The following is a 15,130-nucleotide window of genomic DNA, read 5'->3' as shown; positions in this document are numbered from 1 at the left end:
CGTCGCCGGGAACGCCTTTTCCGGCTGTCCCCGGCGCACCGGAACCCGCAGCGGTTATCCGCCGCTGACGCCGCTGTCGAGCCGGTCGGCGTAGTGGACGAGCTCGGGCACCGTGTGCAGCGCCCTGAACTCGATCACCTCGGGCTTGACCATGTGGCGCAGCACGAAGGGGTCGGTGGCCAGGATGGCGTCCAGCCTGCCCCGCTTCATGCCCGCGGCGATGATGACGGAGTCGGCTCCCGGCGCGCAGCGGCCCTCGATCAGGAAGTCGCCTGCCCGGTAATGCCGGTTTATCCATTCGAAGTGGTCGGGGAGTATGAGGTTGATGTCTTCTGCCGGCACGGTGTGATGCAGCAATACCACATACATTCTTCCAGGGTAGGACCGGGCTTCCGGTCGGGCAGTCACCTCTCAGTAACGTTTCGGCGCGATTTTCGGGCATGCGGCCGGAAAAGTAAAAGAACTCAAAAACCGGCACAAAGGAAATGCATCGTCCATGCGCCGACGCCGGCCGCAGCGGTCAGGGCAGCAGCCTGCTGAGCTGGACCCGCGACCTTATGCCGAGCGTGGCGAAGATGTTGCGCAGGTGGTGGTCGACGGTGCGCCGGCTGATGAACAGGCGGTCGGCGATCTCCCGGTTGGTGGCGCCCTCGGCGACGAGCCGGGCGATCTTGGCCTGCTTCGGGGTGAGCGCGTCCAGGCCCGCGGTCGCGGCGGCTGGCGAGGGCGTCGGTGTGCCTGCCGTGCGCCAGCTCGGCGCAGGCGATGGCCCACGAGCTCAGCGCACCGGTGCGGCCCAGGCCGCGCGCGGCGATCTCCTCGGAGGTCGCCTCGAGCCGCAGCCGGGCGGTGTGCCGGTCGCCCTGCAGGGCCGCGACGAGCGTGAGGATGCTGAGGTGGCTGATCGCGAAGTTGCGCTGACCGAGCGCGCGGGCCATCCGCAGCCCCTCCAGCGCGCTGGCCTCCGCGGCGGCGTACCGATCGAGCATCAGCGCGGCCAAGGACTGGTACACGCCCGCCCACGGAGCCAGCAGAGCGACGGGCTGTTCTCGTGACGAGCTGAGCGCCCTGGTGGCCATCCGCAGCGAGACCTCGGCGTCGCCCAGCACGAACGCCGCCTGGCTCGCCCAGATGCTCGACGCTGTGTCGTCCACCGCCTCGGCCAGCCGCACCACGCGCCGCAGCGCGGGAACCGCGGTCCCGTGCTCACCGCGGAAAGTCGCGGCAAGGCCCGCGAAGTGGTCGAGCATGAGCCGCACCCGCGGCCCGTCGGCGGGCGTGCGCAGTTCCTCGGCGCGCCTGGCGTTGGCGTGGTAGGCGCGGAAGTCCCCGGCGGCGAAGTCGGCCTCACCGGCGAGCATGAGCGCGGTGAGCGCGAGCCGGCGATCGGTGCCGGCGAGCTCCTCCGCCGCGCCGGTCAGGTTCCGGTCGGCGATGGCGGGCACCCCCTCGGCCAGCTCGATCGCGCCCCGCAGCAGCTGGGTCATCCCGCGCAGCCTGCGCGAGCGGATCAGCGGCGCGGCCTGCCGCAGCAGCGCACGCGAGTGCGTCCTCCTGCCCGCCAGCCACGAGTCGCGGCCCGCCATGACCAACCGCAGCGCCCTGGTCTCGGCGTCGCCGGAGAGCCGCGCGGCGCGCTCGTAGGTCCGCGCCGACACCGAGAAGTCGCCCGCCTGCCCGGCTTCCTCGGCGGCGTCGCCGAGGGCGTCGGCGACGCTCCCCGGCGTCCACCGCGTCACGGTGGCGCGGTGCCACAGCCACCGGGCGCGGTGCTGCCGCGCGTCGAGCACCTCGCTCAGCAGCAGGTGGGCGTCCCGGCGCAGCGACGGTGGCGCCTCGGCGCGGAGGACGCTGCTGGTCAGCTCGTCGGGAGCGCGCACCCGGTCGCCGTCGACGACCAGCAGACCGGACGCCTCGGCCTCGTCGAGCGCGCTCGGCGCGACGCGCGCGGCGGCGCGCATGAGCGTGCTCAGGTCGAGGTCCTCGTCGACCGCCGGGAGAAGCGCCAGCAGCCGTGCTTGCGTGGTCAGCCCCCGCAGACACCTGCCAACCCCGGTCCTGATCCGGCTGCGCGCCGGTGGTGCCGTCGGGCAGGGTTCGGTGCCGCCGAGCTGTTCGGGTGTCAGCTCGTCGGCGAGCTCGGTGAGGGCGAGCGGGTTCCCGGACGCGAGCACCACGAGTTCGTCGGCCAGCCCCTCCGGCAGCCCGTACGGGACGCGGTCGTCGAGCAGGCGCAGGCTGTCGGCCGGACTGAGGGGTTCGAGCCGCAGCAGCGGCAGATCGGCCAACTCGTCGGGGACGGTGGCGGCGCCGGGTCCGAGTCCGGTGGTGAACAGCAGCACCAGGGGTGCGGTCTCGGCCCGGCGCGCGGCGAACGCCAGTGCGTCCAACGACGTGTGGTCGAGGTGGTGCGCGTCGTCGACCCAGCACAGAACCGGCGCCTCGCCGGAAAGTCCGACCAACGCGCGGTGGGCGCGGTCGGGTCCCGCCTCGCAGGCCGGGAAAAGCCGCCGCAGCCCGGCGAGCGGTACCGCCGACTCCGGCTCCACGGCGCGGAAACCGCGCACGTCGAAACCGGCGACGTCGCGCCGGGCCGTGTCCAGCAACGCGGTCTTGCCCAGGCCGGTGCCTCCGGCGAGCACCAGTGCGCCCCCGCTGCCCGCGCGCGCCCGTTCGAACAGCTCACCCAGCATCCGCAGTTCGCGGTCCCTGCCGCGCAGCGCGAGCAGGCGGGATGCGCCGGCGATCCCGGCGTTGTCCTGCGGCATCGCAACAGTCTGTCGCGGTGGCCCGCACCGGACAAGCGACCGCAGGAACCGGCGATTTCGCCGATGTGGAGCAGTGCCGGGCTGATCAAGACTGCCGGGATTCCCACATTCCGAGCAAGGAGGCTCAATGCGCAGGACACTCGGCGCGGTGCTGGCGGCGCTGGCGCTGGCAACCGCGGGCCCGGCGGCGTCGGCGGACGACCGGGCGAGCACACCGGTCGTGTTCGTGCACGGCTACAGCGGTGCGGCGTGGAACTGGAACACCGCGCGGGACGTGTTCCGGGAGGCCGGCTACGGCGACGCGGAACTGTTCTCGTTCGAGTACAACTCCCACCAGTCCAACGAGCGCAGCGCGGCCGAGCTCGCCGCGTTCGTCGACCGGGTGCTCGCCGAGACCGGTGCGGACGAGGTCGACATCGTCAACCACTCGATGGGCGGGCTGGTCAGCCGCTGGTACATCAAGGAACTGGGTGGTGTGGAGGAGGTCGGCCACTGGACGTCGCTGGCCGGCGCCAACCACGGCACCCGGACGGCGAACCTGTGCCAGGCGTACCCCTCGTGCCGGGAGATGCTGCCGGGCTCGGCCTTCGTCGAGCGGCTCAACTCCGGCGACGAGACGCCCGGCGACGTCGAGTACACGACGTGGTACTCGCCCGCCGACGGCGTCATCGTGCCCTACACCAGCACCGCGGTCGAGGGTGCGCGGAACAACGAGGTGCCGGGGGTGAGCCATCTGGCCTTCCTGTCCGACACCGGCATCCTGCGGCAGGTGGCGGCCGGTCTGGCCGGCTGAGGCCGGTGCCGGGGCGGCGGCTCCGGCCGCCCTGGCACCAGCCGCGCGCCTCCGTACCCGGCTGCCGGGAACCACGGCCGCGACGGCGTTCGCGGCCGTGCCTGCGCGGCGGCCGGGCGCCAATACGGCTCAGGAACCACAGGAAGCCCACCGCCACGGCTGCACTGACCGCTGCCGCCCATCACCCGCAGGCACAGGCGCGGACAGACGCGGCAGCGTCTCCGGCACCCCCCCGGGCGGTCCGGCACCGCGGCTGCCGGGCCTCCTCCGGCCGTGCCCGCCGTCTCACATAGCGGGAGCGCGCACATCACTCGGTCGGCGTATACGGGGTCAGTAAACAGCTGTTACTCTCGCTGCTATGACGGACATCACACCTGACGATTCTCCGCCGATGCTGTCGGGTGCGAGGCCGCTGGTCGGCCATGCCGGGGAGTTCATCAGGAATCCGGTCGCGATGGCCGAACGCGGTTACGCCGAATGCGGCGAGGCGTTCTCGGTCCGCATTCCGGGGTGGACCGCCCACATGTTCATCGGGCCGGAGCACAACCGATTCTTCTTCTCCGAGACCGACCGCCGCCTGTCGATCAGGACCGCCTATCCGTTCTTCGTCCGGATGTTCGACCCGGCGTTCTACTTCTTCGCGGGCGACGACGAATACCGGCGTCAGCGAGCCTTGGTTCTCCCGCGCTTCCAGGGGAGGCAACTGGAGAACTACGTGGCCACCATGGTGGACGAGGTGTGCGAACTGGACCGCGCTCTGGGGAATTCCGGCGAGTTCGACCTGGTGCGCACGATGGGTCCGCTGGTGATGCGGATCGCGGCGCGCGCTTTTCTCGGCCGGGAGTTCTCCGCGCGGCTGGAGAACGGGTTCTTCGAGAAGTTCCGCCGTTTCTCCGCCGGGATGGATCCGGTCATGGCCGGCTGGCTCCCGCTGCCGCACCTGGTCCGCAGCCGGTTCGCCAAGCGCGAGCTGCACCGGCTGATGGGCGAGCTGATCCGGCAGCGGCGCCGGAGTCCCGTGGAGCCGGGCGATTTCCTGCAGACGCTCATCGAGGCCCGCTACGACGACGGCGAGGTCGTGCCCGACCGCGTGCTGATCAACCTGATCCTGTTGTTCAGCTGGGCGGGCCACGAGACGACCACCGGCCACATCAGCTGGGCGGTGATCGACCTCCTGCGCAATCCCGAAGCGTTGCGCAAAGTGCTGGAGGAGACGCACGGCGTGCTCGGTTCACGCTCCTTCGGCGAACTCACCCTCTCCGACGTCGGGAAGCTCAAGTACCTCGGCCACGCACTGCACGAGACCGAGCGCCTGCATCCGGTGGCATTCACGATGGCCAGAACTGCGGCCGAGGCCTTCGAATACGCCGGGTACAGGATTCCCGAGGGTGCGATGCTGATGATCTCCCCGGCGGTGACCCACCGGCTTCCCGGGCTCTATCCCGAGCCCGACCGGTTCCGGCCGGAACGTTTCCAGGACAATCCCAAGGACACCAGGTACCTGGTCGGTTTCGGTGGCGGGGTGCACCGCTGCCTCGGTGTGCATTTCGCCTATCTGGAGATGACCATCGCGCTCGCCCACCTCTTCCGGGAATTCGAGTTCGAGCTGCTGGACACGAATCCGCGACCCGTTCCCGGGGCGCACACGAAATGGCCGCGAAGCCCGTGCCGCGTCCGCTACGTGCGGCGGGCGGGGACCGGTCGCGCAGCTTGATCGGCCCGCCCTACTCGCGGTAGGAACGCCGCCAGGGGCTGTATCGTCGGCCTCGGGATCGTCCGCGTGCGCGGACGTTGCCGGCACGGTGAAAGGGAACGGGTCAATTGGTGACGACGAACGGGCACCGGCCCTCGGACCAGCCGGGGCCGGATGCCGCCGCGGCCGGGGGGCGGGACATCCAGACGCAGAAGATGAACCGGGTGGTGATCCGGTTCGCCGGGGACTCCGGTGACGGCATGCAGCTCACCGGGGACCGGTTCACCTCGGAAGCCGCGGCCTACGGCAACGACCTGGCGACGCTGCCGAACTACCCGGCGGAGATCCGCGCTCCCGCCGGCACGCTGCCGGGCGTGTCGAGCTTCCAGCTGCACTTCGCCGACTACGACATCCTCACGCCGGGCGACCGCCCTGACGTGCTGGTCGCGATGAACCCGGCGGCGCTGAAAGCCAACATCGGCGACCTGCCGCACGGCGGGATCCTGATCGTCAACACCGACGAGTTCAACAAGCGCAACCTCACCAAGGTCGGCTACGAGACCGACCCGCTGGAGACCGAGGCGCTCTCGCCCTACACCGTGCACAAGGTGCCGATGGCCGAGCTGACCCGGGGCGCGGTCGAGCCGACCGGGCTCTCGCGCAAGGACGCCGAACGGGCGAAGAACATGTTCGCCCTGGGGCTGCTGTCGTGGATGTACCACCGGCCGACCGAGGGCACCGAGCGCTACCTGCGGGAGAAGTTCGCCAAGAAGCCCCAGATCGCCGAGGCCAACGTGCTGGCCTTCCGCGCGGGCTGGAACTACGGCGAGACGACCGAGGCCTTCGCGGTGACCTACGAGGTCGCGCCCGCGACCCTGCCCAAGGGCACCTACCGCCAGATCACCGGCAACACCGCGCTGGCCTACGGCCTGGTGGCCGCCGGGCAGCGCAGCGGGCTGCCGGTGTTCCTGGGCAGCTACCCGATCACGCCGGCCTCCGACGTGCTGCACGAGATGGCCAAGCACAAGAACTTCGGCGTGACCACGTTCCAGGCCGAGGACGAGATCGCCGGCGTCGGCGCCGCGCTGGGCGCCTCGTTCGGCGGCGCCCTGGGCGTGACCACCACCTCCGGTCCGGGCCTGGCGCTGAAGTCGGAGACGATCGGCCTGGCGGTGACGATGGAGCTGCCGCTGCTGATCTGCGACATCCAGCGCGGTGGCCCCTCGACGGGCCTGCCGACCAAGACCGAGCAGGCCGACCTGCTGCAGGCGCTCTACGGCCGCAACGGCGAGTCGCCGGTGCCGGTCATCGCGCCGCGCTCGCCCGCGGACTGCTTCGACGCCGCGCTCGACGCGGCCCGCATCGCGCTGACCTACCGCACCCCGGTGCTGCTGCTGTCCGACGGCGCCATCGCCAACGGCTCCGAGCCGTGGCTGGTGCCCGAGGTCGCCGAGCTGCCGGACCTGTCGGTGCGCTTCGCGACCGGCCCGAACTCCCCGGACGGCCAGGAGTTCTGGCCGTACGTCCGCGATCCCGAGACGCTGGCGCGGGACTGGGCCGTGCCCGGCACGCCGGGCGCCGAGCACCGCATCGGCGGCCTGGAGAAGGCCGACGGCCCCGGCCACATCTCCTACGACCCGGACAACCACGACAAGATGGTCCGGCTGCGGCAGGCCAAGGTGGACGGCGTGGAGGTGCCGGACCTCGAGGTCGACGACCCCTCCGGCGAGGCACGCGTGCTCGCGCTGGGCTGGGGCTCGTCCTACGGCCCGATCGGTGCCGCGTGCCGCCGGGTGCGCGGGGCGGGGATGCCGATCGCCCAGGCGCACCTGCGCCACCTCAACCCGATGCCGGGTAACCTCGGAGAGGTGCTGCGCCGGTACGACCGGGTCATCGTGCCGGAGATGAACCTCGGGCAGCTCGCCATGCTGCTGCGCTCCCGGTACCTGGTGGACGTCATCAGCCACACCAAGGTCGCGGGGCTTCCGTTCCGAGCCGAGGAGCTGCAGAACGTGCTCACCGACGTCGTTCAGGGGGTGTCCGCTTGACCACGACGGACCTGGGCTTTCCCGCCCTCGGGGGCCTGGCCGGGGTGCCGGTCTCCGAGGAGAAGCAGTCGGCCAAGGACTACAAGTCGGACCAGGAGGTCCGGTGGTGCCCCGGTTGCGGCGACTACATCGTCCTCAACGCGGTGCAGAGCTTCATGCCGACGCTGGGCCTCAAGCGCGAGAACATCGTGTTCGTCTCGGGCATCGGCTGCTCCAGCCGGTTCCCGTACTACATGAACACCTACGGGATGCACTCCATCCACGGCCGGGCGCCCGCGATCGCCACCGGGCTCGCGACCGCGCGGCCGGACCTGTCGGTGTGGGTGGTCACCGGTGACGGCGACGCGCTCTCCATCGGCGGCAACCACCTGATCCACGCGCTGCGGCGCAACGTCAACCTCAAGATCCTGCTGTTCAACAACCGGATCTACGGGCTGACCAAGGGCCAGTACTCGCCCACCAGCGAGGTCGGCAAGGTCACCAAGTCGACCCCGGCGGGCTCGCTGGACCACCCGTTCAACCCGGTCTCGCTGGCGCTGGGTGCGGAGGCGAGCTTCGTGGCCCGCACGGTCGACTCCGACCGAGCGCACGTGACCGAGACGCTGCGCGCGGCGGCCGAGCACCGGGGCAGCGCGCTGGTGGAGATCTACCAGAACTGCCCGATCTTCAACGACGGCGCGTTCGACGTCCTCAAGGACAACGACGAGAAGCAGCGCCGGATCATCCCGCTCAAGCACGGCGAGCCGATCGTCTTCGGGCCGCAGGACGAGCGGCTGGCGGTGGTCCGCGACGGCGGCGGCGACTTCCGGGTCGCCAAGTTCTCGGAAGTGGACGAGTCCGACGTGGTGGTGCACGACGCCGAGCGGGAGGACCCGTCGCAGGCGTTCGCGCTGTCGCGCCTGGGCGCCCAGGACCTCGACCCGACCGTCACCGGCGTTTTCCGCTCGGTCCAGCGCGCGACCTACGACGATCTGGCGCGGGCGCAGCTCGCCGAAGCCGCGCACAGCAACCCGCCCAACCTCCAGGGGCTGCTCACCGGCCGGGACACCTGGACGATCTGAGTCGCGGACCGCGCGGGCCCCGGGGATGCGTTCCCCGGGGCCCGCGCCTTCCGCTCAGGCGATGAGGTCGGCCAGCCGGTCGACCTGGCCGACGTCGGCGGGCCAGCAGTGCAGGACCACCGCCTGGGCGCCGAGGTCGCCGAGCTGCTGATCGCGGCGCGGATTCCGGCCGGGGTGCTCGCCGTCGGGTCGGCGAAGTAGCTCTGGCCGTAGTACGTGGTGATGGCCGTCCTGGCCTGTTCGACGACCTGGTCCGGGCCGATGGCGGCGTTGACCTGGCCGACCAGACGCGGGCGTCCGGGGCGGCCGTGCTCCCGCCAGGACGCCTCGGCCAGCCGGAACGTGCGTTCGGCGTACTCCAACGGGCCTGCGCCGAGGAACCCGTCGCCCCACCTGCCGACGCGGTCGACGGCCGACGGGACGAACCCGCCGAACAGCACCTCAGGACGTTCGAACGGCCTGACCACGTCACCACACGCCTCGCCCGCCCACAGCCGGTGCAGCTCGGGCCATCTGGGCGTCGAGAACGCGTCCGTGGCGGCGGATGTCGGCGCGGACGGCGAGGAAGTCGTACTCGCGTCCGCCGATGCCGATGCCGATGCCGAGGGTGCGGCGCGAACCGCTCGTCCTCGCCAGCGTCGCGATCTGCTTGGCCGGCAGCGGCGTCTGGCGCAGCGGGGCGAGCAGCACCTCCGTCTGCACGCGGATGCGTTCGGTGGCTCCGGCGAGGGCCGCGAGCGCGACGAGTGGTTCGGGGTTGTCGAACACCAGCCGGTCGAGCAGGCCGAGGGTGCTGAACGGGCCGGTGTCCGCGCGCCGCGCCCACGACAACAGGCCGGCGGGGTCGCTGATGGGCAGGCCGAGGCCGATCTTCACGAGTACACCTCCAGAAGGGCGGGTGCATCCGCTGGTGCCGCCCCTCTGTTCGCATTGCGCGGGTTCCCGCTCTGCGGCGTACTCCCGGGGAACCTGGTGGTCGAGTGCGGCAAGGCCGACTCGAAGCACCGCAGCCCTGCTGCTGGTTCTTCCAGGCACAGGGGAGCTTGTCCTGGGCGCAAGCAGAACACGTGGTCGCGGGTGCTGTCCGCCGAACCGCTTGGTTGACCGGCCAAACCCGGCTCCATAGCCTTCGATGATCGACGCGGATGTCCGCTCCAGGAGGTTTGCGATGTGCGAGGCGTGCTGCCGACCTGCTCCGCAACCCCGTCTCAGCCGGTCCCGTTTCCTCGCGCTCGTGGGGCTGACCGCCACCGGCGGGCTGCTCGGTTCGGGCTGCGCCCCGCAGTCGCCGGGTGGCCCACGCCCGCCGGCCGGGCCGACGCTCATCGACAACGTCAAAGGCATCACGCTCACCGCGGACGGAACCCGCGAGTTCACCAACCTGCTCGTCGGGCCGGACGGCCGGGTCGCCGGGCTGGACGTGGCCAACGCCGGTGGCGCCACCCGGGTGGACGGCAAGGGGCGGGTCGTCATCCCCGGCCTCCACGACGCGCACGGGCACTTCGGCGGCCTCGGCGCCAACACGACCCAGCTCGACCTGGCCGGCACCAGGTCGCTGGAGGAGGCGATGCGGGCGCTCAGGGCGCACGCCGAGCAGAACCCGGACAAGCGCTGGATCACCGGCCGCGGCTGGAACGACGTCGTGTGGGGCCTCGGCAGGCTGCCCGGCGCCGCCGACCTCGACGCCGTGGTCGCGGACCGCCCGGTGTGGCTGGTGCGCGTCGACGGGCACGCGGGCGTGGCGAACACGGCGGCGCTGCGGGAAGCGGGGGTCGGGGCGGCGACGCCGACCCCACCCGGCGGGGAGATCGTGCGCGGCGCCGACGGCGCGCCGACCGGTGCGCTGGTGGACGCGGCGCAGGACCTCGTCGAACGGCACCTGCCGCAGCCGACCACCGAGGACCTCAGGCGGCGGTTCCTGGCGGCGCAGAGCAAGTTGCACGAAGTGGGGCTCACCGGGATCAGCGACGCGGGCACCGGCGCGGCCGAACTCGCGGTGCTGCACGGGCTCGCCGCCTCCGGCGAGCTGACCATCCGCACCAACTCGTTTCTGACCTGGGACGCGTTCGCCGAAATCGGGGCGGACGCGCGCCGCGACTCGGTCGCCGGCGACGTGCTGCGCGTGGGCACGGTGAAGCTCTACGTCGACGGCGCGCTGGGAAGCCACGGCGCCGCGTTGCTGCGGCCATACGCCGACGATCCGGGGAACTCGGGCCTGCCGCAGATGGACGCCGCCGAGCTCGGGCGGCGCGTCACCGCGGTGATGCGGGCGGGCTACCAGGTTGCCACGCACGCGATCGGCGACGCCGGCAACCGGATGGTCCTCGACGCCTACGAGGCCGCGCTCGCCGCGACGGGGAACCGCATGCGGCACCGGGTCGAGCACGCCCAGGTCATGTCCACATCGGACATACCGAGGCTGCGGCGCCTCGGCGTCATCGCCTCGATGCAGCCGGTGCACGCGACCGACGACATGAACATGGCCGAGTCGCGCATCGGACTCGAGCGGATGGCGGGCGCCTACGCCTGGCGGGCCATCCTCGACCAGGGCATCACCATCGCCTCCGGATCCGACTTCCCGGTCTCCTCGCACAACCCGTTCGACGGGCTGCACGCCGCGGTCACCCGCACCGACCGCGAGGGCCGCCCGCACGGCGGCTGGTACGCCGAGCAGGCCATGACGCCTGTCGAAGCGCTGCGCACCTTCACCGGCGACGCCGTCTTCGCCGCGCACCAGGAACGGGTGCTGGGCACCCTGGAACCGGGCAGGTGGGCGGACTTCGTCGTCCTCGACCAGGACCCGCTGCAACCACCGGCGGGCCGGCACCGCTGGCAGACCCGCGTCCTGCAGACCTGGGTGGCCGGCCGCAGGGTGGGGGAGTACGGGGAGTTTTGACGTCCTCACCGGTTTGAGGTCCGGTGATTCCTACCGCGTCTGGCGGCGTGGGCTTCGCGCCGCCAGGTCGCTTCGGTGGGTTCCTGTTTCACCGCGCTCAGCCCGAACGATTTCGGGTCTTACATGCGCTTCACAGGCTGTCACCGCCAGTCCAGCGGCCTTCGCGACGTTGACCGCCGCGTTGATATCCCGGTCCAGCCACACACCGCACTCCTGGCATTGCCAGGTGCGTACGTGCAGCGGCTTGGGCACGTCTTTCGCCCCGCAGTTCGAGCAAGTCCGCGTGGTGGGTTCGAACCTGCCGATGCGGGTCACCTTCCGTCCGTGGAGGGCGGCTTTGTATTCGAGCATCGACACGAACGACGACCATCCGGCGTCGTGGACGGACTTGGCCAGGCGAGTGCGTGCCAGTCTCGACACCGCCAGGTCTTCCACCGCGATCGCTTGGTTCTCGCGAATCAGCCGGGTGGACAGCTGGTGGTGGAACTCGCGTCGCGCGTCGGCGACCCGCGCGTGAGCGCGAGCCATCTTGACCCTGGCTTTGTCTCTGTTGTTCGACCCTTTCTGCTTGCGGGAGAGGTCTTGCTGTGCCCGCTTGAGCTTCTTCTCCGCCTTGCGCAGGAACCTCGGCGCAGCAATCTTGGTTCCGTCCGACAGGACCGCGAAGTGCCCCAGTCCGAGGTCGATCCCGATTTCCGGGGCGTCACCGGTGATGGGTTCGGGGTTGGTGTCGATCACGAAATACGCGAAGTACCGTCCGGCGGAGTCCTTGATCACGGTCACGCTCGACGGCGTTGAGGGCAGCTGGCGAGACCAGCACACCGGCACATCGCCGATCTTCGGCAAACGGAGTTTCCCGCCCAGCGTGATCGACCAGCGGGCGTTGGCGGTAAACCGGATCGATTGCCGCCGGTCACGGCGTGTCTTGAACCTCGGTGCCCCCATCTTGCGGCCCTTGCGCTTACCACTGATCGAGTCGAAGAAGTTCTTGAAAGCCCGCTCTGCGTCCCGCAACGACTGTTGCAGTACCACGGCCGACACCTCACCCAGCCAGGACCGGCCGGGGGTCTTCTTCGCGGCGGTGATCAGCGTCCTGGACAGCTCGGCGGACTTCGGCGCGGGAAGCCCTTCGATGTCGGCGTCCCGGCGTGCCGCGATGGCGTCGTTGAACACCACACGAGCACACCCGAACGCCTTCGCCAGCGCGGTTTGCTGACCAAGCGTCGGGTACAAGCGGAAGCCATACCGAAGCCGCACACCTTGATCATATAGCCATGGTTCATGGCCAATTGCGGGGATATGCGCACTGGAGAACACTGTTTTTCATGCTCCACGCACACTTGGTTTTCGTGATCAAGTACCGATACGGAGCCTTCAACGGCCGCCAGCTCACCCGGCTGGAAGAGGCGTCTCTCCCGCCTCATGTGCAAAGACCCCGCGGTGCGCTGCTTCACCCCGCCCTGAAGAGCGAAGCACTGCACCGCGTCTTGGTAGCCCGCCGCGTACGGGTAGCCCAGAGCTTGGAAGTCCTGAAGCCACTTCCCTGAGCGACTGCGCGCCCGCCTCCTCGTGCCGATGCGGTAGCGGGGTTACCCCGTCGACCCGATCCGCCCGTCCCCGTCGCATGCCTACGGTTCCGGCGTGACCTGGAGCCGAGGGGGGACGGCGTAGCCATGGCCTGGACCGTTCAGGAGCAGATCGCGGCCCCATCGGGGCGCGCGCTGCCGTACGTGCTGATGTACCACTCGGTTTCCGAGTACGCGCAAGACCCCTACCGGGTGACGGTGGACCCCGCCCGGTTCGAGCGGCAGCTGCGGTGGCTGGAGCGCCGCGGGCTGCGGGGCGTGTCGATGGGCGAGCTGATGGCGGCCGACGACCCGCGCGGCCTGGTCGGCCTGACCTTCGACGACGGCTACCAGGACTTCATGCACCACGTCGTGCCCGCCCTGCGGCGGCACGGCTTCACCGCGACCGTGTTCGTCATCGCAGGCAGGCTCGGCGGCAGCAACGTCTGGGACCCGGACGGGCCGCGCAAGCCGTTGATGACCTCCGAGCAGGTCGAGCAGGCCGTCCTGGCCGGGATGGAGATCGGCTCGCACGGCATGCTGCACCGCCGCCTGTCCGAACTGGACGACGACGAGCTGGCGGAGGAGGTGGCGGGCAGCCGCGAGGTGCTGCGCACCCTGTCCGGTCAGGACGTCGGCGGGTTCTGCTACCCCTACGGGGACCTGAGCCGGCGGGTGCGCGACGCGGTGCGCGACTGCGGCTACGACTACGGGTGCGCGATCTGGTACTCGCCGCTGACCGGCAGGCACGCGCTCCCGCGCACCTACGTCGGCGACAGCGACGGCCACCTCAGGCTGCTGGCCAAGCGGGTCCGTCACGAGATGGGGGTAACCGAACTCCTGTCATTTCGGTAGTCGCACTAACCCCGTTGGAGGAGGGCCGCGGCAGACGCGGGTGCGACGGTTCTCGTAGCCGGATTCAGGCGGAAACGCGCGCATGAACTGGGAGGGATCGTGACCGCAAGTCCACTCGCCCTGGCCGTCAACGGCAGGGAGCACCAGCTCTTCGAACGGCTGGTCCCGTTCATACGGCGCAACGCCCACGTCGGCGAACCCGTCGCGGTAGTCGGTCTGGGTTACGTCGGACTGCCCACGGCCTACTCGCTCGCGGCGTGCGGAGCGCGGGTCACCGGTCTGGACACCAGCGCGCGGCGGCTGACCGAGATCCGGGCGGGTGAGGTCGACCTGCCGGAGGCGCAGCGACGGGGGCTGGCCGAGGTGCTGGAGTCGGGCGCGCTGCGGCTCTCGGACAACGCGGCGGTGCTGACCGAAGCCGACACGGTCATCGTGTGCGTGCCCACGCCCGTCGACGAGGACCGCACTCCCGATCTCTCGGCGCTGCGCGCGGCGTGCGAGAGCGTCGTCGCCCACGTGCGCAACGGGCAGACGATCATCCTCACCTCGACCACGTTCGTCGGCACCACCCGGATGCTGCTGGTGGAGCCGCTGCGCAGGCGCGGGCTGCGGGTGGGCACCGACGTGCACGTGGCCTTCAGCCCGGAGCGCATCGACCCCGGCAACCTCGACCACACCCAGCGGGAGACCCCGCGCATCGTGGGTGGCGTCACGAGGTCCTGCGCGGAGCGGGCGGCGCACGTCATCGGGCGCACCACCGACTCGGTGTACCTGGTCGGCTCGCCGGAGGCGGCGGAGCTGACCAAGCTCTACGAGAACATCTTCCGCGCGGTGAACCTGGCGCTGGCCAACGAGATCGCCGACGTCTGCCGCGACCTGGACCTCGATCCCGTCGAGGTCACCATCGCCGCCGGGACCAAGCCCTACGGGTTCCTCGGCAGCTTCCCCGGTCCCGGCGTCGGCGGGCACTGCATCCCGTGCGACCCGCACTACCTGCTGTGGCAGCTGCGCGAGCACGGCGTGCGGGTGCCGCTGATCGAGCAGGCGATGCGTTCCATCGAGCACCGGCCGGACCAGGTCGTGCGCCGGGTCCTGGAGGAACTGGTCGACGCTGCCGTGCCACCCCGCGGCGCGAGGGTGCTGATCGCCGGTGTCAGCTACAAGGCCGGCGTGCGGGACCTGCGCGAGTCGCCCGCGCTGCCGATCATCTCCGGCCTGCGCCGGGCGGGGGTCCACGTCTCCTACTACGACCCGCTCATCCCCGAAGTGGTGCTGGAGGACGGGACGGAGCTGCAGAGCGTCCCGGACCCGGGCCAGGACTGCGACCTGGTCCTCATGCACACCGTCCACCCCGGACTCGACTACGGCTGGGCCACGCGGTGCCCGCTGGTGATCGACGCGACCTACCAGTTCGACGCCGCCGCCCACCGCCGGGTCGTGTGAGGGGGAAT

General features: G+C 70.8%; 12 protein-coding genes. 7 read left to right on the top strand and 5 right to left on the bottom strand.

From position 1 onward, the window contains the following. Positions 1–54 precede the first annotated feature (54 nt). Positions 55–369 carry a YciI family protein gene (locus SACE_RS19060; RefSeq protein ID WP_029621482.1) on the bottom strand — a complete coding sequence of 105 codons (315 nt, stop codon included), beginning with the start codon at positions 367–369 and terminating at the stop codon, positions 55–57. Between the two features lie 95 nt (positions 370–464). Beyond that, positions 465–2,768, bottom strand: coding sequence for an AAA family ATPase (locus SACE_RS40350; protein ID WP_009944816.1), 2,304 nt, complete (start codon positions 2,766–2,768; stop codon positions 465–467). Positions 2,769–2,895: 127 nt separating this feature from the next. Here SACE_RS40350 and SACE_RS19050 point away from each other — a divergent pair, with 127 nt between their 5' ends. From SACE_RS19050 to SACE_RS19035, 4 genes are all read left to right on the top strand, one after another. Continuing rightward, entirely contained in the window at positions 2,896–3,561 is a 666-nt protein-coding gene (locus tag SACE_RS19050) for an esterase/lipase family protein (RefSeq protein WP_009944818.1), read from the top strand. A gap of 358 nt (positions 3,562–3,919) precedes the next feature. After that, positions 3,920–5,275, top strand: a complete 1,356-nt coding sequence (locus SACE_RS19045) for a cytochrome P450 (protein WP_231849694.1) — start codon at positions 3,920–3,922, stop codon at positions 5,273–5,275. A gap of 107 nt (positions 5,276–5,382) precedes the next feature. After that, complete coding sequence (locus SACE_RS19040) at positions 5,383–7,302, top strand: 2-oxoacid:acceptor oxidoreductase subunit alpha (protein WP_009944821.1); 1,920 nt, start codon at positions 5,383–5,385, stop codon at positions 7,300–7,302. Next, entirely contained in the window at positions 7,299–8,363 is a 1,065-nt protein-coding gene (locus SACE_RS19035) for a 2-oxoacid:ferredoxin oxidoreductase subunit beta (protein WP_009944823.1), read from the top strand. Before SACE_RS19040 ends, SACE_RS19035 begins: the two co-directional genes overlap by 4 nt. On the opposite strand, the gene SACE_RS39330 is transcribed toward SACE_RS19035, so the two are convergent. Both SACE_RS39330 and SACE_RS39325 read right to left on the bottom strand, forming a co-directional pair. Then, positions 8,264–8,830 carry an LLM class oxidoreductase gene (locus SACE_RS39330; protein ID WP_011874191.1) on the bottom strand — a complete coding sequence of 189 codons (567 nt, stop codon included), beginning with the start codon at positions 8,828–8,830 and terminating at the stop codon, positions 8,264–8,266. The genes SACE_RS19035 and SACE_RS39330 overlap by 100 nt on opposite strands. A 1-nt stretch (position 8,831) precedes the next feature. After that, the gene (locus SACE_RS39325; protein ID WP_011874190.1) at positions 8,832–9,239 is read right to left on the bottom strand and encodes an LLM class flavin-dependent oxidoreductase; all 408 of its coding nucleotides are present in this window, start codon (positions 9,237–9,239) and stop codon (positions 8,832–8,834) included. Between the two features lie 358 nt (positions 9,240–9,597). Here SACE_RS39325 and SACE_RS19025 point away from each other — a divergent pair, with 358 nt between their 5' ends. Continuing rightward, complete coding sequence (locus SACE_RS19025; protein ID WP_009944824.1) at positions 9,598–11,259, top strand: amidohydrolase; 1,662 nt, start codon at positions 9,598–9,600, stop codon at positions 11,257–11,259. Between the two features lie 30 nt (positions 11,260–11,289). On the opposite strand, the gene SACE_RS19020 is transcribed toward SACE_RS19025, so the two are convergent. Then, positions 11,290–12,516, bottom strand: coding sequence for an RNA-guided endonuclease InsQ/TnpB family protein (locus SACE_RS19020; RefSeq protein ID WP_081468269.1), 1,227 nt, complete (start codon positions 12,514–12,516; stop codon positions 11,290–11,292). Positions 12,517–12,932: 416 nt separating this feature from the next. Here SACE_RS19020 and SACE_RS19015 point away from each other — a divergent pair, with 416 nt between their 5' ends. Together SACE_RS19015 and SACE_RS19010 are read left to right on the top strand one after the other, a co-directional pair. Next, on the top strand, positions 12,933–13,679 hold the full coding sequence (locus SACE_RS19015; RefSeq protein ID WP_009944826.1) for a polysaccharide deacetylase family protein: 747 nt from the start codon (positions 12,933–12,935) through the stop codon (positions 13,677–13,679). A gap of 99 nt (positions 13,680–13,778) precedes the next feature. Further along, on the top strand, positions 13,779–15,122 hold the full coding sequence (locus SACE_RS19010; protein WP_009944827.1) for a nucleotide sugar dehydrogenase: 1,344 nt from the start codon (positions 13,779–13,781) through the stop codon (positions 15,120–15,122). Positions 15,123–15,130: the final 8 nt, after the last annotated feature.

Source organism: Saccharopolyspora erythraea NRRL 2338 (assembly GCF_000062885.1).
In the GTDB taxonomy this organism is placed as follows: domain Bacteria; phylum Actinomycetota; class Actinomycetes; order Mycobacteriales; family Pseudonocardiaceae; genus Saccharopolyspora_D; species Saccharopolyspora_D erythraea.
The sequence above is the reverse complement of the archived record's forward strand: the minus strand, read 5'-3'. Positions and strand labels throughout refer to the sequence as shown.